The 24,979-nt window shown below is 57.2% G+C and carries 23 protein-coding genes; 13 read left to right on the top strand and 10 right to left on the bottom strand.

Features of this window, described 5'->3' with window-relative positions; all coding sequences use genetic code 11:
* Positions 1-263 precede the first annotated feature (263 nt).
* Both CC94_RS0102700 and CC94_RS0102695 read left to right on the top strand, forming a co-directional pair.
* Positions 264-599, top strand: a complete 336-nt coding sequence (locus CC94_RS0102700; RefSeq protein WP_005373730.1) for a hypothetical protein — start codon at positions 264-266, stop codon at positions 597-599.
* Positions 599-2,884 carry an EAL domain-containing protein gene (locus CC94_RS0102695; RefSeq protein WP_031429709.1) on the top strand — a complete coding sequence of 762 codons (2,286 nt, stop codon included), beginning with the start codon at positions 599-601 and terminating at the stop codon, positions 2,882-2,884. Before CC94_RS0102700 ends, CC94_RS0102695 begins: the two co-directional genes overlap by 1 nt.
* 505 nt (positions 2,885-3,389) lie before the next feature.
* On the opposite strand, the gene CC94_RS0102690 is transcribed toward CC94_RS0102695, so the two are convergent.
* Positions 3,390-3,806 (bottom strand): glycine zipper family protein, encoded by a 417-nt coding sequence (locus tag CC94_RS0102690; RefSeq protein WP_031429708.1) that lies wholly within the window; start codon positions 3,804-3,806, stop codon positions 3,390-3,392.
* 533 nt (positions 3,807-4,339) lie between these two features.
* Between CC94_RS0102690 and CC94_RS0102685 the strand changes: the two genes are divergently transcribed.
* The 5 genes from CC94_RS0102685 (at position 4,340) to CC94_RS0102665 (ending at position 11,836) form a co-directional block, all read left to right on the top strand.
* The gene (locus CC94_RS0102685) at positions 4,340-5,818 is read left to right on the top strand and encodes a NarK family nitrate/nitrite MFS transporter (protein WP_031429706.1); all 1,479 of its coding nucleotides are present in this window, start codon (positions 4,340-4,342) and stop codon (positions 5,816-5,818) included.
* A 111-nt stretch (positions 5,819-5,929) separates the two neighbouring features.
* A complete protein-coding gene (locus tag CC94_RS0102680; RefSeq protein ID WP_031429705.1) occupies positions 5,930-7,666 on the top strand; it encodes a bifunctional protein-serine/threonine kinase/phosphatase in 1,737 nt (578 codons plus the stop codon).
* A gap of 358 nt (positions 7,667-8,024) precedes the next feature.
* The gene (gene nirB / locus CC94_RS0102675) at positions 8,025-10,592 is read left to right on the top strand and encodes a nitrite reductase large subunit NirB (RefSeq protein WP_031429703.1); all 2,568 of its coding nucleotides are present in this window, start codon (positions 8,025-8,027) and stop codon (positions 10,590-10,592) included.
* Positions 10,589-10,921, top strand: coding sequence for a nitrite reductase small subunit NirD (gene nirD, locus CC94_RS0102670; protein WP_005373717.1), 333 nt, complete (start codon positions 10,589-10,591; stop codon positions 10,919-10,921). Before nirB ends, nirD begins: the two co-directional genes overlap by 4 nt.
* Before the next feature lie 3 nt (positions 10,922-10,924).
* Positions 10,925-11,836, top strand: a complete 912-nt coding sequence (locus tag CC94_RS0102665) for a PhzF family phenazine biosynthesis protein (RefSeq protein WP_031429701.1) — start codon at positions 10,925-10,927, stop codon at positions 11,834-11,836.
* Between the two features lie 230 nt (positions 11,837-12,066).
* Here the strand turns inward: CC94_RS0102665 and CC94_RS0102660 are convergent, their stop codons facing one another.
* Positions 12,067-12,675, bottom strand: coding sequence for a HEAT repeat domain-containing protein (locus tag CC94_RS0102660; protein ID WP_005373714.1), 609 nt, complete (start codon positions 12,673-12,675; stop codon positions 12,067-12,069).
* A 243-nt stretch (positions 12,676-12,918) separates the two neighbouring features.
* On the opposite strand from CC94_RS0102660, the gene CC94_RS0102655 reads away from it, so the two are divergent.
* On the top strand, positions 12,919-13,707 hold the full coding sequence (locus CC94_RS0102655) for a GlcG/HbpS family heme-binding protein (protein WP_245619691.1): 789 nt from the start codon (positions 12,919-12,921) through the stop codon (positions 13,705-13,707).
* Positions 13,708-13,812: 105 nt separating this feature from the next.
* On the opposite strand, the gene CC94_RS0102650 is transcribed toward CC94_RS0102655, so the two are convergent.
* A complete protein-coding gene (locus tag CC94_RS0102650) occupies positions 13,813-14,220 on the bottom strand; it encodes a ketosteroid isomerase-related protein (RefSeq protein ID WP_005373711.1) in 408 nt (135 codons plus the stop codon).
* Between the two features lie 120 nt (positions 14,221-14,340).
* Here CC94_RS0102650 and CC94_RS0102645 point away from each other — a divergent pair, with 120 nt between their 5' ends.
* Both CC94_RS0102645 and CC94_RS0102640 read left to right on the top strand, forming a co-directional pair.
* On the top strand, positions 14,341-14,994 hold the full coding sequence (locus CC94_RS0102645) for an SOS response-associated peptidase (RefSeq protein WP_005373709.1): 654 nt from the start codon (positions 14,341-14,343) through the stop codon (positions 14,992-14,994).
* 69 nt (positions 14,995-15,063) lie between these two features.
* Positions 15,064-15,834, top strand: coding sequence for a DUF6962 family protein (locus tag CC94_RS0102640; RefSeq protein ID WP_031429698.1), 771 nt, complete (start codon positions 15,064-15,066; stop codon positions 15,832-15,834).
* Here the strand turns inward: CC94_RS0102640 and CC94_RS0102635 are convergent.
* From CC94_RS0102635 to CC94_RS0102610, 6 genes are all read right to left on the bottom strand, one after another.
* Positions 15,818-15,988, bottom strand: coding sequence for a rubredoxin (locus CC94_RS0102635; protein ID WP_005373704.1), 171 nt, complete (start codon positions 15,986-15,988; stop codon positions 15,818-15,820). The genes CC94_RS0102640 and CC94_RS0102635 overlap by 17 nt on opposite strands.
* Positions 15,989-16,029: 41 nt before the next feature.
* Positions 16,030-17,043 carry a Gfo/Idh/MocA family protein gene (locus tag CC94_RS0102630; protein WP_005373702.1) on the bottom strand — a complete coding sequence of 338 codons (1,014 nt, stop codon included), beginning with the start codon at positions 17,041-17,043 and terminating at the stop codon, positions 16,030-16,032.
* Between the two features lie 136 nt (positions 17,044-17,179).
* A complete protein-coding gene (hxlAB, locus tag CC94_RS0102625; RefSeq protein WP_031429696.1) occupies positions 17,180-18,397 on the bottom strand; it encodes a bifunctional 3-hexulose-6-phosphate synthase/6-phospho-3-hexuloisomerase in 1,218 nt (405 codons plus the stop codon).
* 392 nt (positions 18,398-18,789) lie between these two features.
* A complete protein-coding gene (gene rpoS / locus CC94_RS0102620; protein ID WP_005373698.1) occupies positions 18,790-19,782 on the bottom strand; it encodes an RNA polymerase sigma factor RpoS in 993 nt (330 codons plus the stop codon).
* Between the two features lie 43 nt (positions 19,783-19,825).
* The gene (locus tag CC94_RS0102615) at positions 19,826-20,656 is read right to left on the bottom strand and encodes a peptidoglycan DD-metalloendopeptidase family protein (RefSeq protein WP_245549396.1); all 831 of its coding nucleotides are present in this window, start codon (positions 20,654-20,656) and stop codon (positions 19,826-19,828) included.
* 6 nt (positions 20,657-20,662) lie between these two features.
* On the bottom strand, positions 20,663-21,166 hold the full coding sequence (locus tag CC94_RS0102610; protein WP_005373695.1) for a DnaJ domain-containing protein: 504 nt from the start codon (positions 21,164-21,166) through the stop codon (positions 20,663-20,665).
* A 156-nt stretch (positions 21,167-21,322) separates the two neighbouring features.
* Here CC94_RS0102610 and mobB point away from each other — a divergent pair, with 156 nt between their 5' ends.
* The 3 genes from mobB (at position 21,323) to CC94_RS0102595 (ending at position 23,916) form a co-directional block, all read left to right on the top strand.
* The gene (gene mobB, locus CC94_RS0102605; protein ID WP_005373693.1) at positions 21,323-21,847 is read left to right on the top strand and encodes a molybdopterin-guanine dinucleotide biosynthesis protein B; all 525 of its coding nucleotides are present in this window, start codon (positions 21,323-21,325) and stop codon (positions 21,845-21,847) included.
* Complete coding sequence (moeA, locus tag CC94_RS0102600) at positions 21,847-23,085, top strand: molybdopterin molybdotransferase MoeA (protein WP_005373690.1); 1,239 nt, start codon at positions 21,847-21,849, stop codon at positions 23,083-23,085. The genes mobB and moeA overlap by 1 nt, the downstream gene beginning before the upstream one ends.
* 309 nt (positions 23,086-23,394) lie before the next feature.
* Positions 23,395-23,916 (top strand): hypothetical protein, encoded by a 522-nt coding sequence (locus CC94_RS0102595; RefSeq protein ID WP_005373687.1) that lies wholly within the window; start codon positions 23,395-23,397, stop codon positions 23,914-23,916.
* 296 nt (positions 23,917-24,212) lie between these two features.
* Here CC94_RS0102595 and CC94_RS0102590 read toward each other — a convergent pair whose 3' ends face one another.
* Positions 24,213-24,734: a copper resistance protein NlpE gene (locus tag CC94_RS0102590; RefSeq protein WP_005373684.1), complete on the bottom strand. Its 522-nt coding sequence runs from the start codon at positions 24,732-24,734 to the stop codon at positions 24,213-24,215.
* Positions 24,735-24,979 lie beyond the last annotated feature (245 nt).

Here is a 24,979-nt window from a genome sequence, read left to right as displayed (position 1 = left end):
TTTGACGACATTCCGTATATGTCGCGTAATTTCTCGGCTTCGACCAAGCCATTAAAAACAGGCGCATTGCGCATAAATCAGAGTTGACAATACCCATATAAAAAATGAGAGAATAGAGCGGTCAGCCGAAAAGCTTTTTACATGCCAGAACATAAGGCCCAATTTAGACGAAGATGTTATAGAAGGCTTTTACGGCTTCAATCACAATCAATCCCTGGAATTGAAAATTAAAATTTTGATTCTTTTTTTGCTGGATATGTCGCATGGCAACTAACGATAGAAGAGTACGCATTTCGGTCCACGTCGGTGAATACGCCATTCCTCCTTTAAAAGATATGCTGGTTTTAGGCAGAAACTCGCCGATCGGTTGCATCGCCATGCGGAGAGCCATCGAATTACTGGTCAAGACGCCTTTCGAACATATCGAGCTGGATGACGAGGTGATTTCGGATATTCTGGTGCGCCAACCGATATTGCGCCGTTTATCCAGGGAAGAACTCATTGATTTTGTGGTGGCCCGGATGAAGCCCATGATGGGACCGGATGAAGTGTTGCATGCGGTTGTTGACGTCAACGTCTTTTTGTCGTCCGATCATTAATGAAACCGTTAACTGTCGGCGATTGTTTGAGCCCTTGCGTGGTTCGTGTACTGGAAGAAGAGCGCCCCGGGCACAAACGAATGACAGGCCAACCTTTATTTGCCGTTTTTAGGGAATGCATCGACGAGGGAAATTTTTGCGGTTTGGCTACCGGGCAGGATGTTTTGCAACATCCCGAATGGATTTTTGCCGACCTGGTCGGACACAGAGCGCTATTGTCGATCCCGCCGAACAAGGATGTGCTCTACGCGCTTGAATTCATGGAACGGCACGAGGTAGATGCGCTGGCGGTTCTTGAACTGCAGCGATTTATCGGGGCTGTGACCAGGCAAAGTATTCAAGAAATGCTTTTGCGGAGAGAGCAGGAGTTGTTGTCCGAATCTCGGCAATTGAAGGAAATGCTGGAGATCGAGCACCGGCAAACGCTTTGCTGGGCGGAGAAATTGGCCGAGCTCCATGAGGCTTCGCGCCGTTTGTTGAGCGTGCTGGCCCATTCATCGGTCGAGAGCGGTTTGTTGCAGACGGGTATCGAAGCGCTCGCCTCTCTTCTGGAATGCCGCTATGGCGCCATTGGGATTTTGGATGATTCCGGGCAGCTCAGGCATTTCATTTATACGGGCATCAGTGCCGAGCAGGCGCGGGCTATCGGCCGGTTGCCGGAAGGAAAAGGGCTGCTCGGCATCGTGATACGGGAAAACATCTCGGTGCGTTTGGAGGATATGGCTCTCGATCCGCGCCGCATCGGCTTTCCGGCGCACCATCCCCCGATGAAATCGTTATTGGCGGTGCCCATTGCACAGCGGGGGCACGTGTATGGCCGGCTCTACCTGAGCGACAGGACTGACGGCCGCGCCTTCAGCGAGAGAGACGAAGAAATCGCTTTCAGTTTCGCTCATTCGCTATCGTTGGTTCTGGATAATGCGCGTGAAATGGAAGAACTCAAGCGGACGCAGCAGCGGCTCGATTATATTGCGCATTACGATATCCTGACCGATCTTCCCAATCGGGTGTTGTTCATGGACAGAATAAAACAGGCCATTTTGCATGCACACCGCAATAACGGCAGTGTCGCCGTCTTATTCCTGGATCTGGACAATTTCAAGATGGTCAACGATACCCAGGGCCATACGTTCGGGGATAGCTTGCTGAAAAAGGTGGCGCAGCGGATCAAGTCTTGTTTGCGCGAGGATGATACCGCGGCTCGCCTGGGAGGCGACGAATTCATCGTGATGCTGCCCAACATTTCCGATGTCCTGGATGCGGCCAAGGTTGCGGACAAAATTCTGGAAGGGTTCGCGGAGCCTTTAATGATCGATCAACATAAAATTTTTGTCGGCGTCAGTATCGGAATCAGCATCTATCCGGTCAATTCCCAGGATACGGAAGGGCTTTTGGCCGATGCCGATACGGCCATGTATCACGCAAAGAAACTGGGGAAAAACAATTACCAGTACTTTACTCCGGCCATGAACAGTTCGGCCCGGAATTATATGAAGCTGGAAAAGCATTTGCGCCGGGCTCTGGAACAGAGTGAGTTCGTGCTTTATTACCAGCCTCAGATTGCCATTGATACGGGCAGGATTATTGGAATGGAAGCCTTGATTCGCTGGATGAATCCGGAATTGGGGCTGATTCCGCCCGATGATTTTATTCCGGTCGCCGAGGAAACCGGTTTAATCGTGCCGATAAGCGCCTGGGTCTTGAAAGCGGCCTGCACTCAGGCCCGCAGTTGGCAGCAACAGGGCTGGCCTGTGCGGGTGGCCGTCAATTTGTCGAGCCGTCAATTCCATCAGGTTCAGCATCAGCGGCACCCTCAGCATCCGTTGTTGGAAGCCATTCAGGAGGCATTGGAAGAAACCGGTTTGCCGCCCGATCTGCTGGAGTTGGAAATCACCGAGGGAACACTCATGCATCAGTTGGAGACGGCCATGCAACTGCTTAACGTCTTAAAAAGGAAAGGCATACGATTATCGCTCGACGATTTTGGCACCGGCTATTCATCGCTCAGCTATCTCAAACAATTTCCTCTCGATACGCTCAAAATCGACAAATCGTTTATTAACGACATTTCTACGGATCCCAACGACAGAGCGATTGTGGCCGCAATTACCGTTATGGCGCAGCAGTTGAAGCTCGAAGTCGTGGCGGAAGGGGTGGAAACGGAAGCGCAGCTCGAATTCTTGCGTGAGTTACGCTGTCATTCCGTCCAGGGCTATTATTTCAGTAAGCCTTTGCCGGCCGATCAAGTCCCGTTTTTTTTACAGGGCAGGCTTGCGCCATCGTAAGCCTTTTGACGTTTATCTCATTCAAATGAGTGCGTCTCTGTCTCGATAGAACCTGGAAAAGAACTAATTTTTACAGGCTCAACTTATGTTCCACCGGAACGATCGGTCAGGAAATACGCTGCCGATCCCGTTTTTCATCGGCCATGAGGCAGGCTAACGAACGACTAGAGCATTTTCGCTTTGGGTATATGGCCTTCGTAAGGAGAACACGTCATTCCGGCAGGGATTGCCGGCATCCGGAAACCCAGGCGGGTTGACTCTCATACCTCCCTGTCATCTGGATCTCGGCAATCCCCTGAGCGGAACGGGGTTGATAACCCCGTTCCCCATGCTTGAAGACCTACCGCCAGCATAAAATCCTCTGTATCTTACGGGTTGCCTGTAGGGTACGCTGTGCGTACCTTTCGACATCGAGGGTACGCACAGCGTACCCTACGGGGCTGGACTTAACGGCAGGGCACCCTTCAGAAGGTGAGGACTTCCCTACACGCGGTATGAAAATGTTCTAATCCCAGCCTACAGGTTGATATCCGCGCTCTTGAAGACACCGGTCCATGAAATTTTCGAAGGCCGGACTGCGCTGAGGCTTGCTGAATAGCCAGTACAGCAGCCCGGCCGTGGCGCCGCTGGCCGCGCCAATCGCCGAGCCGGAGCCTGCCGCCCCCACGACTGCGCCTCCCACGGCGCCGGAGGCCGCGCCGACTGCCGCGCCTCCCGCCGTCCGGGCCGCGCCTTGTCCCACGCTGCTGCCGGCTGAATCGGCGCCGGCAGACTTTGCAAGCCGCATGCAATTTTCGATATCGCGGTCGGCGGTTTCCCGCCCGACTTTGCTGAAATGATCGTTGGGATACAGAACCGGTTTTGTCGACGCGCAGCTTGCGGTCAGCAATGCGATCACCAACGCCGGTAAAATCTTGAACATGCAAATCTCCCGTATCGGCAATGCAGGGCAGGCGGGGGTTGTGCCGAATGCGCCGGATGGGGTGACTTCCGGACGGCTTTGACATTCGCGCACAATCGTCCTCGCCCTCTTTTCCCATGGGACCGGGTTGCACCGAGTTCGGTTCAGCCGGGACAGCGGGCTCAATCCGGTTACTGCGGCAGGTTTATTGTTCGCTTTCCTCTGCCGGGCCGGAGACGGCTTGCATAGGAAGTCGGGCAAGGATGCTCCGCCCATGCTCTCTTCCGGCGATAAACCGGTGCGCGGTGCACAATCTTTATCCCAATCTCTCCGGCGCAGGCCGCGAATGTCCGTTGCCGTTCAAAAAACGCACCATTCCAGGGCCTGGAGCATTGCTTTGGTGCTTTCTGTTTTGCGGGACTTTCATCTTGGTGCAAAGATCAATCAGTTGATCCAATATAAATCAATTGCTTAGGCGTAAAACCGATTCGGGCGGATTGGCATGCATCCTGCTTGTGCAGGAGCACTTCTTCGATTTCTGCAGAGCATTCATCATGTCGAATCCAACCTTTAATCTATTGTCCTTTTCGGGAAAAATGAAGATTCTTCATATGACCTGGCTGGCGTTTTTCATCAGCTTCGTGGTCTGGTTCAGCCATGCGCCGCTGATGCTGGCGATCGGCAAGACGCTGAATCTGACCGACTCCCAGATCAAGACGATCCTGATCCTGAACGTTGCCTTGACGATTCCGGCGCGTATCGCGATCGGGATCCTGGTCGACAAGTTCGGGCCCAAGCGGACTTATTCGCTCTTGTTGGGGCTGGGCAGCATTCCGTGCTTTATGTTCGCGTTCGCGGAGAGCTTTGAGCAGCTGGCGCTGGCCCGTTTTCTGCTGGGTTTCATCGGTGCGGGCTTCGTGATCGGGATCCGGATGGTCGGCGAATGGTTTCCGGCCCGGCAGATCGGCATTGCCGAGGGCGTGTACGGCGGCTGGGGCAACTTCGGTTCGGCGGCGGCCTCGGGGGCGCTGCCGCTGATCGCGCTGCTGTTCGGCGGCGACGAAGGCTGGCGTTATGCGGTCGCCAGCACCGGCGCGATCGCGCTGGTCTATGCCTTCATTTATTATTTCAGCGTCTCCGACACGCCGAAAGGCTCCACTTATTTCAAGCCGAAAAAATCCGGCGCGATGGAAGTGACCGGCGTCGGCGACCTGATTTTTTATATCGGGATGACGGTTCCGCTGTATGCGGCTTTGTCGCTGCTGATCTGGAAGCTGTCGCCGGCCGGCGTGAACATGCTGCCCGGCAACATCGCCTATGCCATTCATGCGTTCGTCTGGGTTCTGTTCTTATACAACGTTTACAAAATTTTTCAGGTAAACAAGGATCACGTGTTCGAACCGGTCGAGGAAATTCACCGCTACAAGTTCAAGCAGGTCGCGATCCTGAACCTCTCTTATCTGATCACGTTCGGTTCCGAACTGGCGGTCGTGTCGATGCTGCCGCTGTTCTTCTTCAATACTTTTCACGAAACGCAGGGGGTCACGATGGTGCAGGCGGGCCTTCTGGGCGGCAGCTTCGCGTTCATGAACATGGTCGCGCGCCCGGGCGGCGGCTGGTTCAGCGACCGTTTCGGCCGTAAACTGTCGTTGACGATCGTGGCTTCGGGCGTTTTGATCGGCTTTTTGTGCATGTCGCAGATCAATTCGAACTGGCCGGTGTCGGCGGCGGTGGGCGTAACGCTGGCCTGCTCCTTTTTCGTGCAGGCCGGCTGCGGCGCAGTCTTCGCGATGGTGCCGCTGATCAAGCGGCGGATGACCGGCCAGATCGCCGGAATGGTCGGCGCCTACGGCAATGTCGGCGGGGTCGTGTTTCTGACCGTGCTGTCGTTCGTGACGCCGGCCGAGTTTTTCCTGGCGATCGGCGCGGTGGCGTTCTTCGTGCTGATCGCGGTCCAGTTCATCGACGAGCCGAAGGGACACATGGCCGAGGTGCTGGAAGACGGCACGGTCGAGATGATCGAGGTTAATTGATAATCCTTATCGAGTGTAAGGCGGAACGCGATAGCGGTTCCGCCGTATGCCGATAGCCAATGATGATTGCCAATTGGCGGATCGCCTGTCGGCATCCGCCCTAAAAATCCTATGTCGACAAATAAACTCACCGTCAGCGTTGCCTATGCCAGCGATCGGGGCATCAAGGAGGAGAATCAGGATTTTGTCGGTTCGCTGGCTCCCGAAGATCATCAGTTGACCTATAAAGGTATCGCGGCGGCGATTGCGGACGGGATGAGCGGCTGCGATGCGGGCAGGGAAGCGAGCCATTGCTGCGTCGCGGCGTTTCTGGACGATTACTACAGCACGCCCGATTCCTGGTCGGTCAAATACGCCGGACAAAAGATTCTTTCGGCCATCAATTCCTGGCTGCACAGCCAGGGCCAGCGGCGTTTCGACGCGACGCACGGGATGGTCAGCACGCTCAGCGCGATCGTGTTGAAGTCGAACACCGCGCATATTTTTCATGTCGGCGATTCGCGGATCTACCGGCTGCGGGACGGAAATCTGGAACAATTGACCCGCGATCACCGGGTCCGGGCCGGCAGCGAACGCAACTACCTGAATCGGGCGATGGGGATCGAGCCGCGCCTGGAAGTCGATTATCAGGCGCTGCCGCTCAAGCGCGGCGATCTGTTTCTGATGACGACCGACGGCGTGCACGATTTTATCGACGAGAAGTCCTTAAAAGAATTGCTGACGGAGGGCGGCGATTTGACCGCCGTCGCGAACCGCATCATCAGAAAGGCGGCGGACAACCGGAGCGACGACAACCTGACCTGCCAGTTGCTCCGGATCGAAGGCTTGCCGCTGCTCAGGGAAGACGAGATTTTGCGCGACCGCCGCCAGCGGCCGTTTCCGCCGCCTTTGAAGCCGGGCATGATTCTGGACGGCTACCGGATCGAGGAGGAAATGCACGCCAGCAAGCGCACGCAGATTTACCGCGCCTTCGATACCGAAACCGGCGTCCGGATGATCCTGAAAACGCCTTCCGTGCTGTATGAGGACGACACCCATTACATCGAACATTTCCTGCACGAGGAATGGGCCGGCAAGCGCATCCACAGCGAGCACGTGGTCAAAACGCTCGGCTCCGAGCGCGATAAAAGCTGTCTGTATTATGTAACCGAATTCCTCGAAGGGCCGACCTTGGCCGAATGGATGCGGGCAAACCCGCAGCCCGAGATCAGGGAGGTCAGGAAAATCGTCGAACAGATCGCGCAGGGCCTGCGGGCGTTTCACCGGATGGAAATGCTGCATCAGGACCTGAAGCCGGAAAACATCATGTTCGACCGGCACGGCACTGTCAAGATCATCGACTTCGGTTCGGTCAAGATCGCCGGCATCGCCGAAATCACGCCGCTCGATCACGGCAGCGCCGAAAACCCGCTCGGCACGCTGAACTATACCGCGCCCGAATATCACCTGGGCCGGCGCGGCACGATCAAGTCCGATCTGTTTTCGCTCGGTGTGATCGCCTACGAAATGATCAACGGCGCGCTGCCGTTCGGCCGGTCGATGCCGGAAAAACCGAATAAGGCGAATCTGGATAAGCTCCGCTACGTGCCGAGCATCCAATGTAATCCGATGGTGCCGCTCTGGATCGACGGCGCACTGAAAAAAGCGACGGCGATACGGCACGAATTCCGCTACGACGATCTTTCCGAATTTCTTTACGACCTTTCCACCCCGAACCCGAATTTTCTGGCCGCCGAGGAAGCCCTGCCGTTGATGCAGCGAAATCCTCTGCTGGCCTGGAAGATCCTGGCTATCGCCCTGCTCGTCACCAACCTGGCGACCCTGTATTCCCTGCTGACGGCGCACTGACATGAGTAGGGTGGATAAGCGAAGCGCATCCACCGGCACAATATGGGTGGATGCGCTTCGCTTATCCACCCTACGTTCATATCGGTTTTTTCAATGCTGAATTTTTCCGGGCGGGCCTGCCTTTTAGCGTTCAGGTGATTGCGGCTTTCGCACTAAACACGATGGGTGTGCACTATAACGGTGTACCAAGCGGGAGATCGCCGAATCGATGCACTGTTATCGTGCAATTTTGCGTAGGAATTCTTTAGCAAGATGATAGGTTTAATAAAATGCACATAAAAAACAGAGATATGTAAAAAATGGCGCGTATTTTGCTATTTCTTGTTTGTTGAGCATTAACCTGTTGATTGAGGGTGCCATGAGTACAAAACAAACCATCGTCGTAATCGGCAACGGTATGGTAGGGCAGAATTTTCTGGCCGGCCTGGTTTCCGGCGGCAAGCATGCCGATTATGACATCGTGACTTTTTGTGAAGAACCGAGAGCGGCTTACGACCGGGTGCACCTCTCTTCGTTCTTCAGCGGCAAGACGGCCGAAGACTTGTCCCTGGTCGAAGAAGGCTTCTTCGAACGGAGCGGCATTACCCTGCACCTTGGCGATAAGGCCGCACACATCGACCGCGCCGCCAAAACGGTCACTTCCGCGAAAGGCGTCGTCATTGCCTACGATAAGCTGGTCCTGGCGACTGGCTCCTATCCGTTCGTGCCGCCGGTGCCGGGGCATGAGCGTCCTCATTGTTTCGTTTACCGCACGATCGAGGACCTGGAAGCGATCACCGCTTCCGCGCAGGACGGCAAGGTCGGGGTAGTGATCGGCGGCGGCCTGTTAGGGCTTGAGGCGGCCAAGGCGCTGACCGACCTGGGTCTCGAAACGCATGTGGTCGAATTCGCGCCGCGGCTGATGGCGGTGCAGCTGGACGAGGCCGGCGGCGCGATGCTGCGGCAAAAGATCGAGGCGCTCGGCGTGGCCGTGCACATCGGCAAGAACACCAGCGTGATCAAGGAGGGAGACCACTGCCGGCATAAGATGTGTTTTGCGGACGGCACCGAGCTCGAAACCGACCTGATCCTGTTTTCGGCCGGCATCCGCCCGCGCGACGAACTGGCGCGCGCCTCGGGGCTGGAGATGGGGCCGCGCGGCGGCATCGTGATCGACAATCAGTGCAAGACCTCCGATCCCGACATTTACGCGATCGGCGAATGCGCGCTCTGGAACGGGATGATCTACGGCCTGGTCGCGCCCGGCTATGCGATGGCAAGGACAGTCGTCGCCGACCTGACCGCCGGCGAAGGCAGCTTTACCGGCGCCGACATGAGCACCAAACTGAAGCTGATGGGCGTCGACGTGGCCAGCATCGGCGATGCCCATGCGAAGACGCCGGGCGCGATGGTTTATACCTATCAAAACGGCGCCGCCGAAGTTTATAAACGCTTGGTCGTCAGCCGGGACAAGAAAAAATTGCTCGGCGCGGTGCTGGTCGGCGATGCGTCCGGCTACGGCACCCTGCTGCAATATTGCCTGAACGGGATCGATCTGCCCGAAAATCCGGACGCACTGATTCTGCCGAGCCGCTCCGACGAATCGGTCGGCCTGGGGCCGGACGCATTGCCGATGTCCGCGACGATCTGCTCCTGCTATAACGTGACCAAAGGCGACATCTGCAAAGTGATCGACGGCGGCTGCACCACGATCGCCGGCCTGAAAGCCGAAACGAAAGCCTCGACCGGCTGCGGCGGCTGCGCGGCGCTGTTGAAGTCGGTGTTGAATTCCGAGCTTTCGAAACACGGCTACGAAGTCAATACCGACCTCTGCGAGCACTTTCCCTATACCCGCCAGGATCTGTACAACCTGGTCATGGTCAAGCAGATCCGGACTTTCGACGAACTGCTCGAAAAATACGGCAAGGGCCGGGGCTGCGACATCTGCAAGCCGGCGGTCGGGTCGATCCTGGCCTCTTACTGGAACGACTACATCCTGAAAAATGAGCATGTCGGCCTCCAGGACACCAATGACACCTTCCTCGCGAACATGCAAAAGGACGGCACCTATTCGGTCGTGCCGCGCATCACCGGCGGCGAGGTCAAGCCGGACATGTTGATCGCGCTCGGCGAAGTCGCGAAAAAATACCAGCTCTACACCAAGATCACCGGCGGCCAGCGCGTCGATCTGTTCGGCGCGCGCGTCGATCAATTGCCGCCGATCTGGAAGGACCTGATCGACGCCGGTTTCGAATCCGGCCATGCCTACGGCAAGTCGCTGCGCACGGTCAAATCCTGTGTCGGCAGTACTTGGTGCCGTTACGGGATCGACGACAGCGTCGGCCTCGCGATCGAGCTCGAAAACCGCTACAAAGGTCTGCGTTCGCCGCACAAACTGAAGTTCGCGGTGTCCGGCTGCACCCGTGAATGCGCCGAAGCGCAAGGCAAGGACGTCGGCGTGATCGCGACCGAAACCGGCTGGAATCTGTACGTTTGCGGCAACGGCGGCATGAAGCCGCGCCATGCCGACCTGTTCGCGACCGGGCTGGACAAGGAAACCCTAATCCAACTGATCGACCGCTTCCTGATTTTTTACGTGCGCACCGCCGACCGCCTGCAGCGGACCTCGGTCTGGATGGAAAACATGGAGGGCGGCCTCGACTATCTGAAGTCGGTGATCATCGACGACCGGCTCGGCATTTGCGAACAGCTCGAACAGCAGATGAAGCACGTGATCGACACTTACCAATGCGAATGGAAAACCACGATCAACGACGAAACGCGCCTGAAACGCTTCCGCCATTTCATCAACAGCGATGCGCAGGACGACAATGTGCTGTTCGTGGAAGAGCGCGGCCAGTTCCGGCCGGCGCTCGCGGACGAACGCAGGCATTTCAAATTGAGGGTTGAAACCGAAACAGAAACCGTAACGGGAGAGGTGGAATGACCGATTGGATCGATATATGCGGCGCGGACGATCTGCAGCCCGACTCGGGCATCTGCGCAAGGGTGGAAGGACGGCAGGTGGCGATTTTTTACCTGCCGAAAGAAAAGACGCTGTTTGCTGTCGGCAACTACGATCCGATCGGCCGGGCGAATGTGCTGTCGCGCGGAATGATCGGCGATCTCGGCGGCCAGCCGGTGGTCGCCTCGCCCTTGTATAAACAGCATTTCAACCTGGAGACCGGTGTTTGCGTGGAAGACGCGGCGGTATCGGTGCCCGTTTATCCGGTCCGGATCGAAAACGGCCGGGTCGAAGTCGGCGTCGGAGGCTAAGGCATGAATTATCAATATTATATTACCGACGTCTTTACCCGCGAGGTTTTCAACGGTGCGCAAATTGCGGTGTTCCCGCACGCGGACGGGCTCGACGACCGGACGATGCAGAAAATCGCGAACGAGCTGAATCTGTGGGAAACCGCATTCGTGTTCCATCCCGGCGGCGACCTGCGCCGATTGAGGATGTTTTCGCCGAAGGCCGAGGTCGACTTCGCCGGCCATCCGATCATTGCGGCCGCCTACGTGCTGGGCCTGTGCGGCGACATCAGGCTGGACGCACCGGTCACGCCGGTCGTGTTCGAACAGAATGCGGGGCCGGTCGAGGTGAACATTACGGCCGAAAACGGTAAGCCGGCGTTCGTGCAGTTTACGAACAAGGTCTCTTCGATTGTCGACCGCTTTGCGCCGAACGACGAGGAACTGGCGTCCGTGCTGTCGATTCCGCAGGCCGATCTCGACCACATCAAATATTCGGCGCGATTGGTCGCCTGCGGGATGCCGTACCTGATCGTGCCGGTCTGGAAGTACGAAACGGTGCGCAAGGCGCGCTTCGATTACGCGGCCTGGAGCCGGTCCGCGGCGCCCCAGACCGCGGCGCAGGAAATCCTGCTGTTCGCGCCGAAAACGCCGTATTCCGATTCGGATTTCAACCTGCGCCTGCTCGGGCCGCATATCGGCCACGACGACGACCCGCCGGTCGGCGCGGCGGTGCCGGCCTTCGCCTCCTATCTGTGCTCGTTCGAACATACGCGCAAGGGCACCCACACTTTCGCGGTGGACCGCGGCGACGCGGGCTCGCGCCGCAGCCTACTGAACATCGAAATGGATCACAAGAGCAAGGCGCAATTGACCCTCCGGGTCGGCGGCAGCGCGGTAATTTTTGCCCAAGGCTCCATATTCCTGCCGGATTGAATATGATGTAGGGCGGAACGCGCCAGCGGTTCCGCCGGAGGATGGTCTGATTGGTGCCCTCCCTCACCTCGATCACTATACGATACGGTTATGCACGATGGGTTTCGCTTCGCTCTACCCATCCTACACAGGATTGATTGTATTTGAAGTGCGCAACGACGAACCCCAATACGCTTTCCGAACAGCGGAAACGGACCGGAGAAGAACCTTTACGGCGCGGGAAAACCGTTTCACTCCGAGTCTGCCATATCCAGCGCGACTTTCGCGGCTTCGCTGATGTCTTCGTTTTTATCGTTGCTCAATTCCTTGATTTTTTGAGCCAAGGCCGGGTCGTCGATCTCGGCGACCGATTCCAGCGCCAGAACGACGATTTCGGGATGATCGTTCTGCAGGGCCGTCAACAGCATCTGCTGGCGTTCTTTTTCGTCTTCCCAATTGCCGATCTGGCTGACCGCCTGCTCCCGCACGGCGTTTTCCGGATCGTTCAGCGCATAAAGAATCGCTTCCTTGGCCTTAGGGTCGGGGTATTCGCCCAGGATCATCAGGGCCGATTCCCGGTCCTGCTCGTCCTCGGAGGAATAAAAGTCGTTCAGGGCCTCTTCCATGGTTTCCAAGTCTTCCAAGTCTTCAGGGTCTTTGCTATCCGTTTCGAGCGGAGGCGGATTCATCGCTTCCAGGGCTTTTTGTTGCAGCAGCTGTTTTATCTGGTCCGGGGTTTGGGATGAGTTGGCATCGTTCTGGATTTCTTTGGGCGGTTCGGATGATGCCTCGTTACCGATTAACGAGGCGAATATGTCGTTTGCCAAGGCGGAAAGGCGCTCGTGGTTAAGCGCCGCCATGGCCGTAATCAGTGTGCAAACGGAGATTAAAAAGTAGCCGGTTTTAGAAAATTTCACGTTCTGGAGCCGATTGAAAAAATTGAGAGAATAGTTATTTCGTTAGGCGATTGAAGCCTACAATCCCGTGAATTATAATGCAACCGCTTGTAAAATAAGAATACAAATACAAGCCAATGGTTCAGTTTAGCGCTGTATTTGAGAGAATACGCGCGGATCGAACTGAATCTGTTGCCACAATAAACAATGAGCGAGGATGTTATGGAATTGAAAAAAATGGTATCCGGGGCGTTTTTGGCTCTGGCTTCGACGGCAGTCTTGGCCGGCCCGCCCAAGGATTGCCCGGTGAGCTATGAACAACTGAAAACGGCTTTGGACGCAGCTCAGGCCGCAAGCAACGGCGGGTTGGGTTTCGATATGTGGGGCACGGTCGTCAATAAGGACGGCAGAGTCTGCGCGGTAGCGAGAACCGGCGACAAACTGAACGACCAATGGCTGGCCAGCCGGGTGATATCGGCTCAGAAGGCTTATACGGCTGCAACATTGAGCAACAACAAGGGATCGAGCCAGAGTACCGTGGGCGCCTTCGGTTTTTCGACGGCGAGCTTATACGGAACCGTTCTGGAAGGCGGGCCTTTGTACGGCTTACAGCACAGTAATCCCGTGGATGCCCAAACCGCTTACGCCGGCAACAGCAGCAAGTTCGGCACTAAGAGCGATCCTTTGGTAGGACGTAGAATCGGCGGCATCAATGTTTTCGGCGGCGGCTTGCTGCTCGTCGATGCGAACGATCAGGTCGTCGGCGCCGTCGGCGTCAGCGGCGACACTTCGTGCGCCGACCACAACATTGCGAGACGCGTCAGGAATCATTTCGCGGTAAACCATATCGCCCAGGGGCCGACAAACGAATGGGATATCGATTATGCGGGTACCGTCAACGGAGCCGGCCCTTATCCCGACTGTGCGGGTAGCGGCGGATCCAAGACTTTTTACGAGGCTACTATCGTCGGTCTGACGCAACGTTTCCAGCCGTAACTTGAGAATGCCTCTACGGGCTTATTCGCTGGAATATACCCGTATGGCAATACCGTTGGGTTGCCGTTCGGCAACCCAACAGCCGGCTCGGCCTATCCTGTTTGATTAAGCGCCGACCTGCGCAATCCAGTCGTTCAGGTTGTAGTAATTGGTAATCCGGGCGACCTTGTTGTCGCGAATTTCGAAGAAGGCGCCGGCCGGCAGGCGGTATTTTTGGCCGTTTGCGGGAGGCAGGCCTTCATCGGTTTGCAGGTATTCGCCGAGCACCACGAATTCGGCCGCGGCGCGTTTGCCGTCTTCGGTCGCCATGATCACCATATCGGCCAGTTGCTCCTTGTAATTGCGGTTCATACCGCCCATGAACTGCCCGAACGCATCCTTGCCGATTTCGCGTTTGCCCTGGTTGATGTCGTGAATCACGTCGTCGGTCAACAGGTTCAAAAAAGTATCCATATCGCCGGCGTTGAAGGCGTCATAATAGTTTTGAATCAGCTCGATGCTCTCTTGGTTCATAAAGATTCTCTGGTGAAAAAAAGGAAAGCTTGCTATTTTATCGCGAATCGGCCGTCGTACCTTATAAATTTGACGGTTTCCGGACGGCGGGGCAAAGGGTTATTTCGACGGAGATTCAGGATGTGCGGACGCTTCAACATGCTGGCGACGCCCGAACAATTGGCCGAAGCGTTCGGTCTGGCCGAAGTGCCGGGCTATAAAACCAGTTACAACATCGCGCCCGGCCAAAAGATCCTCGGGATCGTGCAGACGGAGCCGAACGATTTCAGGGCGGTCGGCCTCGACTGGGGGCTGGTGCCTTCGTGGGCGAGGGACAGTAAAATCGGCCATTCGTTGATCAACGCCCGAGCCGAAACGCTCGGCGATAAACCGTCGTTCAAGGCCGCTTACCGGAAACGGCGCTGCCTGATTCCGGCAACCGGATTTTACGAGTGGCAGAAGCGCGAGGGCGGCAAACAGGCGTATCATGTCTGCCGCGAAGACCGCGGCGTGTTCGCCTTTGCCGGGGTATGGGAGCACTGGGCGCAGGGTGCGGAAAGACTGTATTCCTGCGCCATCATCACGGCCCCGGCAAATGCGCTGATGGAACCGATCCATGATCGTATGCCGGTGATTATCGGCGCGGAACATTACCGAATCTGGCTGGATCCCCGGCAGACGCGGCAAAGTCTGGATGCGCTGCTGGCGGCTCCCGATTATGAAGGAATGGCGCGGTATCCGGTCAGCGACCGGGTCAACAATCCGCGCCATGACGACCGCTATTGCCTGGCCTGAAGCCGGGTAAGGCGTTTTACGGCGGGCAGGACGACGCCGGCCGCGAGGGACGTCGTTTGAGAGGTTAGCATGCATCACGACCATCGAATCGGAATCCTGGCGGGCATTACCCTGGTGGCTGTCATCGCGGTTTTCAATTTCGCACCGATCCCCCAAGATTCCGCCTATCACCGGTTTGCCGACCAGCGTACGATGGCCGGCCTGCCGAATTTCCGGAATGTGATCTCGAATTTTCCGTTTCTGGTCGTCGGCCTGACCGGCATGCGCCGGGTGCTCGGCGAACCGCCGACAGGCGGCTTGGCCGAGCTGCGTTGGATGTATTTCGCTTTTTTTGCCGGGGTTTTTCTGACCGGTATCGGCTCGTCATATTACCATCTGCATCCGGATAACCGGACACTGGTTTGGGACCGGCTGCCGATCACGATCGGCTTCATGGCGCTGTTCGGCTCGATCGTCGGCGAATATGTCTCGATCCGGGCGGCGCGCACGCTCTTCGTGCCGTTATTATTCGTCGGGCTGGCATCGGTGCTTTACTGGCATGTCACCGAACTGAACGGTCAGGGAGATTTGCGTCCCTACGTGCTGGTGCAGCTTCTGCCGATGATGCTGATACCGGTCATCCTCTGGCTCTTCAAGTCGGAATTGCAGGGAGACGCTTTCTACTGGGGGATGATTGCGGCTTATGCGCTGGCGAAAGCGGCGGAATTTTTCGATGCGGGGCTTTACGAATTACTGGGCGGAGTCAGCGGCCATACGCTGAAACATTTGATCGCGGCCGCCGCGCCCTTTATTTTTTACCGGGCGCTGCGGCACAGGGAACGGATTATTCGAGCGGCTTGAAGAAGCTTTTCGGCGCGCCGCAGATCGGGCATTCCCAATCGTCCGGGATGTCTTCCCAGCGGGTGCCGGGCGCGATGCCGCTGTCCGGGTCGCCTTTGGCTTCGTCGTAAATGTGCTCGCATTCCATGCAGTGGTATTTCTTGTAATCTGTCATGTTTTTGCCTGCTTATCTGTCGTTGGAATTTATTATCCGGATCAAGCCAGTCTGATCAGTCTGCCTTCGGCGGCGGACTGCATCGCGGCTTCGAGAATCCGGCAGTTGTTCTTCGCGTCCTCCAGCGATAGCGCAGGTGCTTTGCCGGCGAGTACGCAAGCGCTGAAATGTTCGATTTCCAGACGGAAGTGATTGGCCGGCGGCAGTCTTTCCTCGCATTGGCGGCCGTCTTCTGTCCACCAGGAAATGACCGGGACGTCGCCGGGCAGTTGCCAGACCGTATGGCATTTGATGCCGCCTTTGGTGCCGATCACTTCGTATTCGGAGCGGCGCGCGCGTTCGAAGCTGAAGTCGAACTGCGCGAAGCGGCCGCGGCCGAAGTCGATCACGCCGCTGCTCGAAATATCGGCGCCGCTGCCGACATAGCTCGACAGGGCCGATACCGAAACCGGCGCATCCTCGAAAAACATCCGCGCCGAATGCACCGCATAACAGCCGATGTCCCACAGCGCGCCGCCGCCGCGTTCGACCGGCTGTTCGAGCCGGTACCTCCGCGCGGGGCGCATCATGAACGAATAAGTCGCGCGTACCGAGCGGACTTCGCCGAACAGGCCCGAATCGAGCAATTCCCGCACCCGGACATGCTGCGGATGGAACCGGTACATGAACCCTTCCATCACGTTGACCTGGTAACGCTGCGCGGCGGTTTCGATCGCCAGGATGTCGTCGACCGATAAGGCCATCGGTTTCTCGCAGAGCACGTGCTTGCCGCGCTCGATCGCGCGCAGGGTCCATAAGGCATGCTCGTGATTGGCCAGCGGCAGGTACACCGCATCGACGCCATCGTCGTTCAGCAGGGTTTCGGGATCGTCATAGAGGCGCACCTCGGTCTGGTCCGGGGCGTATTTGACCAGGGTTTTCGCTGCGGCTCCGGGTCTGCGGCTGGCGATCGCGACGAGCTCGGCGTTTTCCGCTTCGACGATCGCGGGCAAAAGGCGCTCGTTCACGCGCGCCGCACCGAGGATTCCCCAGCGTAAGAGGGTCTTATTGGTCATCGTTGCTCTCTGAATTGTTGTTATTAGCGATTTTTTTAAGCGGGTTCGAACCGTTTCCCCGAAAAAGGCGGGAAGCGAGGAGGAAGGGGCATTTGGCCCCTTCCTTGGGCAACAGGCCGCAGTCGGCCCGAAGTGCTTATTCGAGGTTCGCGTGCCGGTACCGCATCACTTCTTCGGCGATGCCTTTTTCATGGATCAGGTGCGATACCAGCGCTTCCAGGAAGGACAGCGTCGACAGTTCGAAGACGGTGCCCATCGGCATCCCGACCACTTTGCTGTATTGGTCCGGCCTGCCGATCAAAATGACTTCGTCGGCCATGTCGCCGATCGTCGAACCGCTCTTCGCCGTGATCAGGCAGATTTGGGCGCCGACTTCGCGGGCTTTTTTCGTAAACGCGATCAACTGCTCGGTTTCGCCGGAGCCGGAGATCACGACCAGGAGGTCGCCTTTCTTGATGCTGGGGGTCACGATTTCGCCGACGACGCTGACATCGTAGCCGCTGTGCATCAGCCGCATCGCGAAGAAACGGCCGACCAGGCCCGAACGTCCGGCGCCGGAGATATAGACCCGTTTGGCGTTGTCGAGCATGTGGGTCAGTTTGACCGGCAAATCGTCGCCGGTCGCTTCCAGAATCGAATGGATTTTATTGATGATCAGCGTCTGGTGCGGAGTGCCGATGATGTTGGCATCGGTGCTGCTGTCCGGTGCCGGGGCTTTGCCGTCGACGAGGTCGCGGATTTCTTTCGCGGCGGTTGCAGGACAAGGCGCGCCGTAGATGGCTGCGCCGACCACGATGATGTCCGCGCCGGCCTTGACCACCTGGTCAATGGTGGCAGGCTTGATGCCGCCCGCGACCGAAATTCTGACGTCCAGGCCCAGATCCGCGATCGCCTGCAGGTCGGCGAAAGGCGTCTGGCCGGCGGCTTGCGCGTCAAGGCCGGTGTGTACGCCGATGATTTGCGCGCCGAGTTCCGCCGCGGCGCGCGCGCAGGCGACTTTGTCTTCCACGTTGATCAGGTCGATCTGCGCTTCGCCGCCGTGCGCCTGCGCCGCCTTGATCACGCCGCTGATCGTCGGCAGTCCCGATACGCCGAGCACGGTGCAGATGTCTGCGCCGGCCGCATAGAAAGGCGCCGCTTCGTATTCGCCGGCGTCCATCGTCTTCAGGTCGACCAGAATCAGTTTATCGGGGAATTTTTCCCGCAATGTTTTGACCAGTTCGATGCCGTTGTGTTTGATGCAAGGGGTACCGATCTCGAAGATATCGACGTAAGGCGCCGTTTTCTCGGCGAGACTGACGGTTTGGTCGAAATCCAGGGAATCCAGTGCCAATTGTATTAATGGTTTTGCCATTGTGCGCTCCAACTACTTAATAGTTATTGTTATGTATCAGCGGGAAACTCTAAATCAGGAAGGGACGCGATGTCAATTGCGTATTGGCGGCGGCAGTAAGAGGTACAAGCCGCTGTAGGGTACGCTGTGCGTACCATGAGGATTGAAAAGGTACGCTCTCGGCAATTGCTCCTGCATTGCTCTCGATCGCTTGTTCCCGACGCGATCTACCTCCCCCATCCCTGGGGTCGTACCTCCTGCATCCCTGCAGTCGAGCGTACCCTACAGATGAAAAGAGAAGCGTTCCGAGGGGACTGTCCGATCAATGACGGAAGAAGGACTTTGCCGGCGCCAAGGGATCGGCAGGCGGGAGGAGTTCCCGTTCTTTTGTCGAAGAAGCCTTGGCCGCCGGCTTAATTGAAAATCGTTTCGAACGAATAACCGTTCGTATGCAGAATTTCTTTCAGCCGCTTCAAGCCGTCCATCTGAATCTGCCGCACCCGCTCGCGGGTTACGTTCAATTCGAGCGCGACCTGTTCGAGCGTTTCGGATTCGTAACCGCAAAGCCCATAGCGGCGGCAGATCACTTCACGCTGTTTTTCTGGCAATTGAAAGACCCAGCCGGAAATGCTTTGCCGGATGCCGTCTTCCTGAATCTGGTCGGCGGCCGATGGGCTCTCGTCGTCGGAAATCGTTTCGACCATCGGTTTGTCGATATCCTTGCTGCACGGCACGTCGATTGAGGTGACCCGCTCGTTCAGTTTGAGCATTTTTTCGACCTTGTAGACCGGTTTGTCCATGAATTGCGCGATTTCTTCGGCGCTCGGATCGTGGTCGAGCGACTGCTGCAGATGGCGCTGGGCCTTCAGATAAGAATTCATCTCCTTGACGATATGGATCGGCAGGCGGATCGTTCGGGTCTGGTTCATGATGGCGCGCTCGATCGTTTGCCGTATCCACCAGGTTGCGTAAGTCGAAAAGCGGAAGCCGCGGTCCGGATCGAATTTCTCGACGGCGCGGATCAGCCCCAGATTGCCTTCTTCGATCAGGTCTAGGAGCGGCAGTCCGCGGTTCAGGTAGCGGCGGGAAATTTTAACGACCAGGCGCAGATTGCTTTCGATCATCACCTTGCGGGATTCGGAATCTCCCCGCAGTGCCCGGCCGCCGTAATATTTTTCCTGTTCGGCCGACAGCAGTTTCGAACGGCCGAGATCGTTCAAATAGACCCGCGTCGCATCGAAACCGTCATCGCGGACTTTCAGGGCCTGGACTTCATTTTCGACATCCAGGTCGCCGAGAGAACCCTCTATATCCTCGAACTCTTTCTCGAAAAAAAGCCCCTCGTCGTCGTCTCCAAAATGCAGGCCGATTTCCTCATCAGCGGGCTCTATTATTTCTTCTTTCATCTTATTCCCCCCTGACTTTTCGCTTGGGTGCTCAACGGCATCTTTATAACTTCGGTAATAATGTCAACGGATTGACCGATTTGCCTTGTTTGCGGATTTCAAAATGCAGCATGGCCTTGCGGGAAGCGCCGACACCTACTGTAGCGATCTCCTGGCCTTTTTTGACGGCGTCTCCCTCTTTGGCCAACAAGGCATTGTTATTCGCGTAAGCGGTCAAATATTGGTCGTTATGCTTTATGATAAGCAGATTACCATATCCGATCAATCCTTGACCGCTATAGACCACTTTTCCGCGCTCGGCGGCCCTGACCGCCTGGTCTTTTTTGCCGGCGATCTTGATGCCCTTTTTGCCGGTCTGGGCGTAATTCTTCAAAAGCTTGCCCGCTAACGGCCAATCGAAGTGTAATTGGGCATTGTCTTTTTCCGTACCGGTGGAGACGGCGGTACTTTTTTTAGCCGCGGGCTTTTGGCGGGCCGGCTTGGCGGGTTCGGATTCCGGCTTTTTCTTTTCGGGAACCGGCTGCGCCGAAGCCATCATGACCGGCTTGATCTTGTTTTCGTTCTTTGCCGTCCGGACGGCGCTGCGGGGACGGGCGACCGGGGCGGGCGCCTGCGGCTGCGCCGAATGGGGTTTTGTCTGTGCCGGGGCCGCATAGCGGTTGGCGGGAACGGGAGGAAGCGTTTGCTGGAGGGGCGCCGGAGTCGCAGGTCCTGCCGCGACGGAAAGCGCGGAAGGTTTCTGCGGAAGCACTTCATTCAAATTCTGATAGCCGGACCATACCGGCGCCAGATCCGTGCGTTCGGTGCAGCCGAACATCAGGGCAGTCAGAATCGTGGTCAGCATCACTGCAACAGTCCGGGAAATGGGGTGCATCGGTATTTATCTTTTCAGCAGCGTTTTCTTGGCCAGGTTGATCTTCGCGGCCAGATAATCGGAGCCGCCCCGGTCCGGGTGGATTTTCTGCATCAGCCGGCGATGCGCTTCGATGATTTCCTGGTCGGAAGCGCCCATTTTCAGCCCCAGCACTTCGTAAGCTTCCGCGGCGGTCATTTTACCGGAAGCCGGGCGATCGTGCCGCTCCTGCCGGGGACCGGCCTGTCCCTGTTTCGCGCGTTGCCACGCGACCCAGATTTGATGCAGATAAGGCGCATTGCGCAGCAGGGACGGCAATAACCGGAGCAAAAACGCCGCCGCGAGCCCGAGCAGGGCAAACAGTCCGCCGAGCCAGCCGGCTTTTGCCATGTAAATCAGCGCCGCCAGACCGCCGGCGATCAGTGCGTAACGAAGCACACGCGCCTTCACGTCGGCGGGGGCTGTCCGCAATTTGCGCAGTGCAAGAAAAACCAGCCAAATCAGCAGTAAAACGAACGCAATGCGAATCAATGTCGGCTCCGGGGAAAACTCGGGTTCTGCCTTAAAATCTCAACGGCGCGGGACGGCGGGAGAGAATAACGGCCGTGCCGCCGTTATCGTAGTGCCGGGCTTAATAATGCCTTAGAATATCGCGATTATCGATTCTAATTCAATGATTCAATCCCCATGCAGAATGCACGAAAGCCGATCCTCGGTTTTGCCGCCGCCAGCGGCACCGGCAAGACCACGCTCCTGACGCAACTGATTCCGCTGCTGAAACAGCAGGGCCTCCGGGTCGGTTTGATCAAGCACAGCCATCACAGCTTCGATATCGACCATCCCGGCAAGGACAGTTACCGGCTGCGCATGGCCGGCGCCTCTCCGGTCATGCTGGTTTCCCGATACCGCTATGCGATCATCAACGAGTTCGAAACGCCCGGCGAGCCGAGCCTGGGTGAGCAGCTCAAGGTGTTGGACCAGTCGGGCCTGGACCTGATCCTGGTCGAGGGCTTCAAGGCTGAAAAATTCCCCAAAATCGAACTGCACCGGCCGTCGCTGCAAAGGCCGCTCTTGTTTCCACAGGATCCGGACATCATCGCGATTGCGAGCGACGCGCCGGTCGAGGCGCCGGACCGGCTGGTCAGGCTGGACCTGAACCGGCCCGACCTGATCGCGCGCTACCTTCTGGACCACTACCGGGAATTCAGATAATGGCCGATCCGTGCAGCCTCGAACCGATGCTGTCCGCCGAGGCCGCGCTGGACAGGATCGTGTCCGCGGTACAGCCGGTTTCCGGCGCGGAAAGAGCGACGCTGAAACAGGCGCTGGGCCGGGTGGCGGCCGAACCGGTGCGCGCGCCGCTCCCTATTCCGCATTACCGGAACGCGGCAGTCGACGGCTATGCCTTCCGCAGCGCCGATCTCGACGGCCTGCGACCGGTCCGTCTGCGGGTGGCCGGTGCTTCCTGGGCCGGGAAGCCTTTTCAAGGCCGGCTGAACCGGGGCGAATGCATCCGGATTTTCACCGGCGCGGTTGTGCCGGATCAGGCTGATTCGGTCGTCATGCAGGAGTTCGCGGCGGCAGACGGCGACGCGATCGTGCTGCCGGCCGATGTGGAATTGCGCCGCTTCGTGCGCGAAATCGGCGAAGATCTTCGGCAGGGCGATCTGCTGTGCGGGGAGGGCAAAAGGCTGACCGCGGCCGACCTTGGCTTGCTGGCCTCGGCAGGCGTTTATGACATGGCGGTTAAAAGGCCGGTCAATATCGCTTTTTTTTCGACCGGGGATGAGCTGACCGGGATCGGCCAGGCCTTGTCGGCCGGCGGGATCTACGACAGCAATCGCTACCTGCTCGGCGGTTTGTTGACCGATCCCTGTTACCGTGCCGCCGATCTGGGGGTGATCGGCGATAACCGCGCGCAGTTGGAGGCCGCGCTGAGCCGGGCGGCCCCGGATCACGACGTGATCATTACGACCGGCGGCGCCTCGGTCGGCGAGGCCGATTTCATCGCCGAGGTTCTCGGACGGCTCGGCGAAATTCATCTCTGGAAGATTGCGATGAAGCCCGGAAAGCCTCTGGCTTTCGGCAAAATCGGCAAGGCGTTTTTCTTCGGCCTGCCCGGCAATCCGGTGGCGGTGGCCGTTACGTTTCGGCAGATGGTCGAGCCGGCGCTGAAGCGGCTGGCGGGGCAGGGGTCCGCCCATCCGCTGCGCATCCGGGCCATCTGTACGGTTCCTCTCAAAAAAGAGCCCGGCCGCCTCGAATTTCAACGCGGCGTTCTGACCCAAAATGCGCAGGGCGAATTCTTCGTTGCCGCAGGAGGCGACCAGGAATCGCACCTCTTGGGCGCGATGGCGCGGAGTAACTGTTACATCGTTCTACCGGCCGATTGCGGCGGCGTTCGGGCAAACGAAGCCGTCTGGGTGGAACCTTTCGGGGTATCGTTATGAAATCGAAAAGACGCGGCGGAAGTCTGGATCGTCTTATCCACAATTTCTGTGGATAACTTTGTGGAAAGACTCTCGATAACCGCTTGGGGACCCGATAGCGCCTGCCTTGCGGTTAAATTGTAAAAATTTTATACGAAACAGAATAGTTATTTGATATCAATAATTTATTAGGATTGATCGGGTTTTGCCAGAGTTTGGGCTGCGAAAATTTCCGCGTTCCGGACATTCGGAGCAATGTGCATAACATGAAGCGCGACACCCGTTAAATTCGATGGGAACCCTCTTGAAACACCTCTAACGGAAAGATGCATGTTTGTTTTCATTCTGCTCAGCCTTGCTCTCGGCTATTTCGTCCAGACTTCCAATCCGCTGCTCAGCCAGCTGGTATCGCCGTTGGCACTCTATCTCGGCATCGGCGGCGCCTTGCTGGCGGTCTCCGGCATGCTGTTCAGGAAGAGGCATTTTACGGTCTGGTACGACCTGTTTGCATCGAGTGTCTTGCTGGCCTGGTTCGCCTACTGGAAAACCCAATTCCAGGACGATTCGCCGATGTTCTTTTTCTTTCCGGTCTATTTCGCGGCGATGACGGCGTTTATCTCGCTCGCCTTTATCGGCCCCTGCGAGCGCCTCGATAATGAAACCGTCGGCTACATGCGCCGGCTTGTCGGGCACAAAGCCCTGCAGCCCTGGGCGATCATGTTGGGAACGCTCGGGAGCCTGGAATTGTTGGACCATTACCTGGTCTTTCCGATAGCGGTCACGTTATTGCTGCTGCGGTTTGCGCTGGACTGCTGCGTCGAGCGGAATAGCCGGAAGGGCGGCAAAAGCTGATCGATATTTTCCTGTTTCGGTAAGTAAAAAACCGCCCAGGCGATGGCCGAAAGGCGGTTTACCTCGGGCGGATCGGCAGGACGCGATATGCCTTCCCTGGCGTTTGGGCCGCTTAGGATTTGGTCGATAATAACTTCCCCTCTCGTTCCCTTGCCGAGGGCTTACCGTGATACCCCCTTTGCCAGCTTGGGTTAAATCCTAAAAGGCACAAACCGCCGTAGGGTACGCTGTGCGTACCTTTTCATCCCCAATAGTACGCACAGCGTACCCTACAACTGGCATTCGGGCCGCTTAGGTTAGTGGATATGCACTTCCCGCGACTTGTACGTATCGCTTCTTTGCAGCTCGTAATCCTCCATCTTGATCCCATCTTCGTTGAGCTGGATCAGCGTGCCTTCGTCTTCGATGTGGTAGCGGCGCGTTTTCGTTCCTCCCTTGGTCGGCGTCAAAACCACGGTGCGGGTTTCTTCATTCCAGTCATATTTGCCTCTTTCAAAATACTCCCGTGAGGATTGTTTAGCCGGCTGAATTACGATCAGATAGTTGTTCTTCTGCTGTAAGGACAGCGTCGTTTTGACCCCGTCGCAATCGCTGCAGGGAAGATAGCCGTAAAAAACGCCGTGAAACTCCTGGCTCTTGTCGGCAGGGTTCTGATGTGCCGAGTGATCCATTCCCGGATGAAGGCTTTTCGACCGTGCCCTGGCGAAGCCTTCTTGCGCTTCGAGATCGGATGCCGCCATTGCCGGCATCGCGGCAAGCAGGCTGCTGAAAAGGAACAAGGCCAGATTGTGCTGTAATGGTTTTGTTAATGCTTGCATGATGACTTTCCACAAAAGTAACGCGGGTTGTGCGGATGAACGGAGCGGGAAATTTACCAGATTTACCGAAAAAGAGCTCCTCTAATTTCTAACTTACTACCGTTCGCCGCAATGCGCAATGCCTTGGCGGACCCATCCCCGGCCGCCGCGCCGTACGTGCGGGAGCGCACCGACCTTTTGCAGCGGAAGGGCTTATATAGACGGCATCGGATGATCGTGTCACGCGCTCATTTCCCTTGATACCC

Source organism: Methylomicrobium agile (genome assembly GCF_000733855.1).
Taxonomy (GTDB): Bacteria; Pseudomonadota; Gammaproteobacteria; order Methylococcales; family Methylomonadaceae; genus Methylomicrobium; species Methylomicrobium agile.
This window is presented reverse-complemented; position numbering and strand designations above follow the sequence as displayed.

Excerpts from the sequence above, each read along its gene's own strand:
- CC94_RS0102660 (WP_005373714.1), bottom strand. The coding sequence starts at position 12,675 with ATGGCGGCGCTTAACCACGAGCGCCTTTCCGCCTTGGCAAACGACATA.
- CC94_RS0102695 (WP_031429709.1), top strand. The coding sequence starts at position 599 with ATGAAACCGTTAACTGTCGGCGATTGTTTGAGCCCTTGCGTGGTTCGT.
- hxlAB (WP_031429696.1), bottom strand. The coding sequence starts at position 18,397 with ATGGCAAAACCATTAATACAATTGGCACTGGATTCCCTGGATTTCGAC.
- CC94_RS0102630 (WP_005373702.1), bottom strand. The coding sequence starts at position 17,043 with ATGACCAATAAGACCCTCTTACGCTGGGGAATCCTCGGTGCGGCGCGC.
- moeA (WP_005373690.1), top strand. The coding sequence starts at position 21,847 with ATGGCCGATCCGTGCAGCCTCGAACCGATGCTGTCCGCCGAGGCCGCG.
- rpoS (WP_005373698.1), bottom strand. The coding sequence starts at position 19,782 with ATGAAAGAAGAAATAATAGAGCCCGCTGATGAGGAAATCGGCCTGCAT.
- mobB (WP_005373693.1), top strand. The coding sequence starts at position 21,323 with ATGCAGAATGCACGAAAGCCGATCCTCGGTTTTGCCGCCGCCAGCGGC.
- CC94_RS0102645 (WP_005373709.1), top strand. The coding sequence starts at position 14,341 with ATGTGCGGACGCTTCAACATGCTGGCGACGCCCGAACAATTGGCCGAA.
- CC94_RS0102590 (WP_005373684.1), bottom strand. The coding sequence starts at position 24,734 with ATGCAAGCATTAACAAAACCATTACAGCACAATCTGGCCTTGTTCCTT.
- CC94_RS0102665 (WP_031429701.1), top strand. The coding sequence starts at position 10,925 with ATGAATTATCAATATTATATTACCGACGTCTTTACCCGCGAGGTTTTC.
- CC94_RS0102655 (WP_245619691.1), top strand. The coding sequence starts at position 12,919 with ATGAGCGAGGATGTTATGGAATTGAAAAAAATGGTATCCGGGGCGTTT.
- CC94_RS0102690 (WP_031429708.1), bottom strand. The coding sequence starts at position 3,806 with ATGTTCAAGATTTTACCGGCGTTGGTGATCGCATTGCTGACCGCAAGC.
- nirD (WP_005373717.1), top strand. The coding sequence starts at position 10,589 with ATGACCGATTGGATCGATATATGCGGCGCGGACGATCTGCAGCCCGAC.
- CC94_RS0102680 (WP_031429705.1), top strand. The coding sequence starts at position 5,930 with ATGTCGACAAATAAACTCACCGTCAGCGTTGCCTATGCCAGCGATCGG.
- CC94_RS0102700 (WP_005373730.1), top strand. The coding sequence starts at position 264 with ATGGCAACTAACGATAGAAGAGTACGCATTTCGGTCCACGTCGGTGAA.
- CC94_RS0102650 (WP_005373711.1), bottom strand. The coding sequence starts at position 14,220 with ATGAACCAAGAGAGCATCGAGCTGATTCAAAACTATTATGACGCCTTC.
- nirB (WP_031429703.1), top strand. The coding sequence starts at position 8,025 with ATGAGTACAAAACAAACCATCGTCGTAATCGGCAACGGTATGGTAGGG.
- CC94_RS0102635 (WP_005373704.1), bottom strand. The coding sequence starts at position 15,988 with ATGACAGATTACAAGAAATACCACTGCATGGAATGCGAGCACATTTAC.
- CC94_RS0102685 (WP_031429706.1), top strand. The coding sequence starts at position 4,340 with ATGTCGAATCCAACCTTTAATCTATTGTCCTTTTCGGGAAAAATGAAG.
- CC94_RS0102595 (WP_005373687.1), top strand. The coding sequence starts at position 23,395 with ATGTTTGTTTTCATTCTGCTCAGCCTTGCTCTCGGCTATTTCGTCCAG.
- CC94_RS0102640 (WP_031429698.1), top strand. The coding sequence starts at position 15,064 with ATGCATCACGACCATCGAATCGGAATCCTGGCGGGCATTACCCTGGTG.
- CC94_RS0102615 (WP_245549396.1), bottom strand. The coding sequence starts at position 20,656 with ATGCACCCCATTTCCCGGACTGTTGCAGTGATGCTGACCACGATTCTG.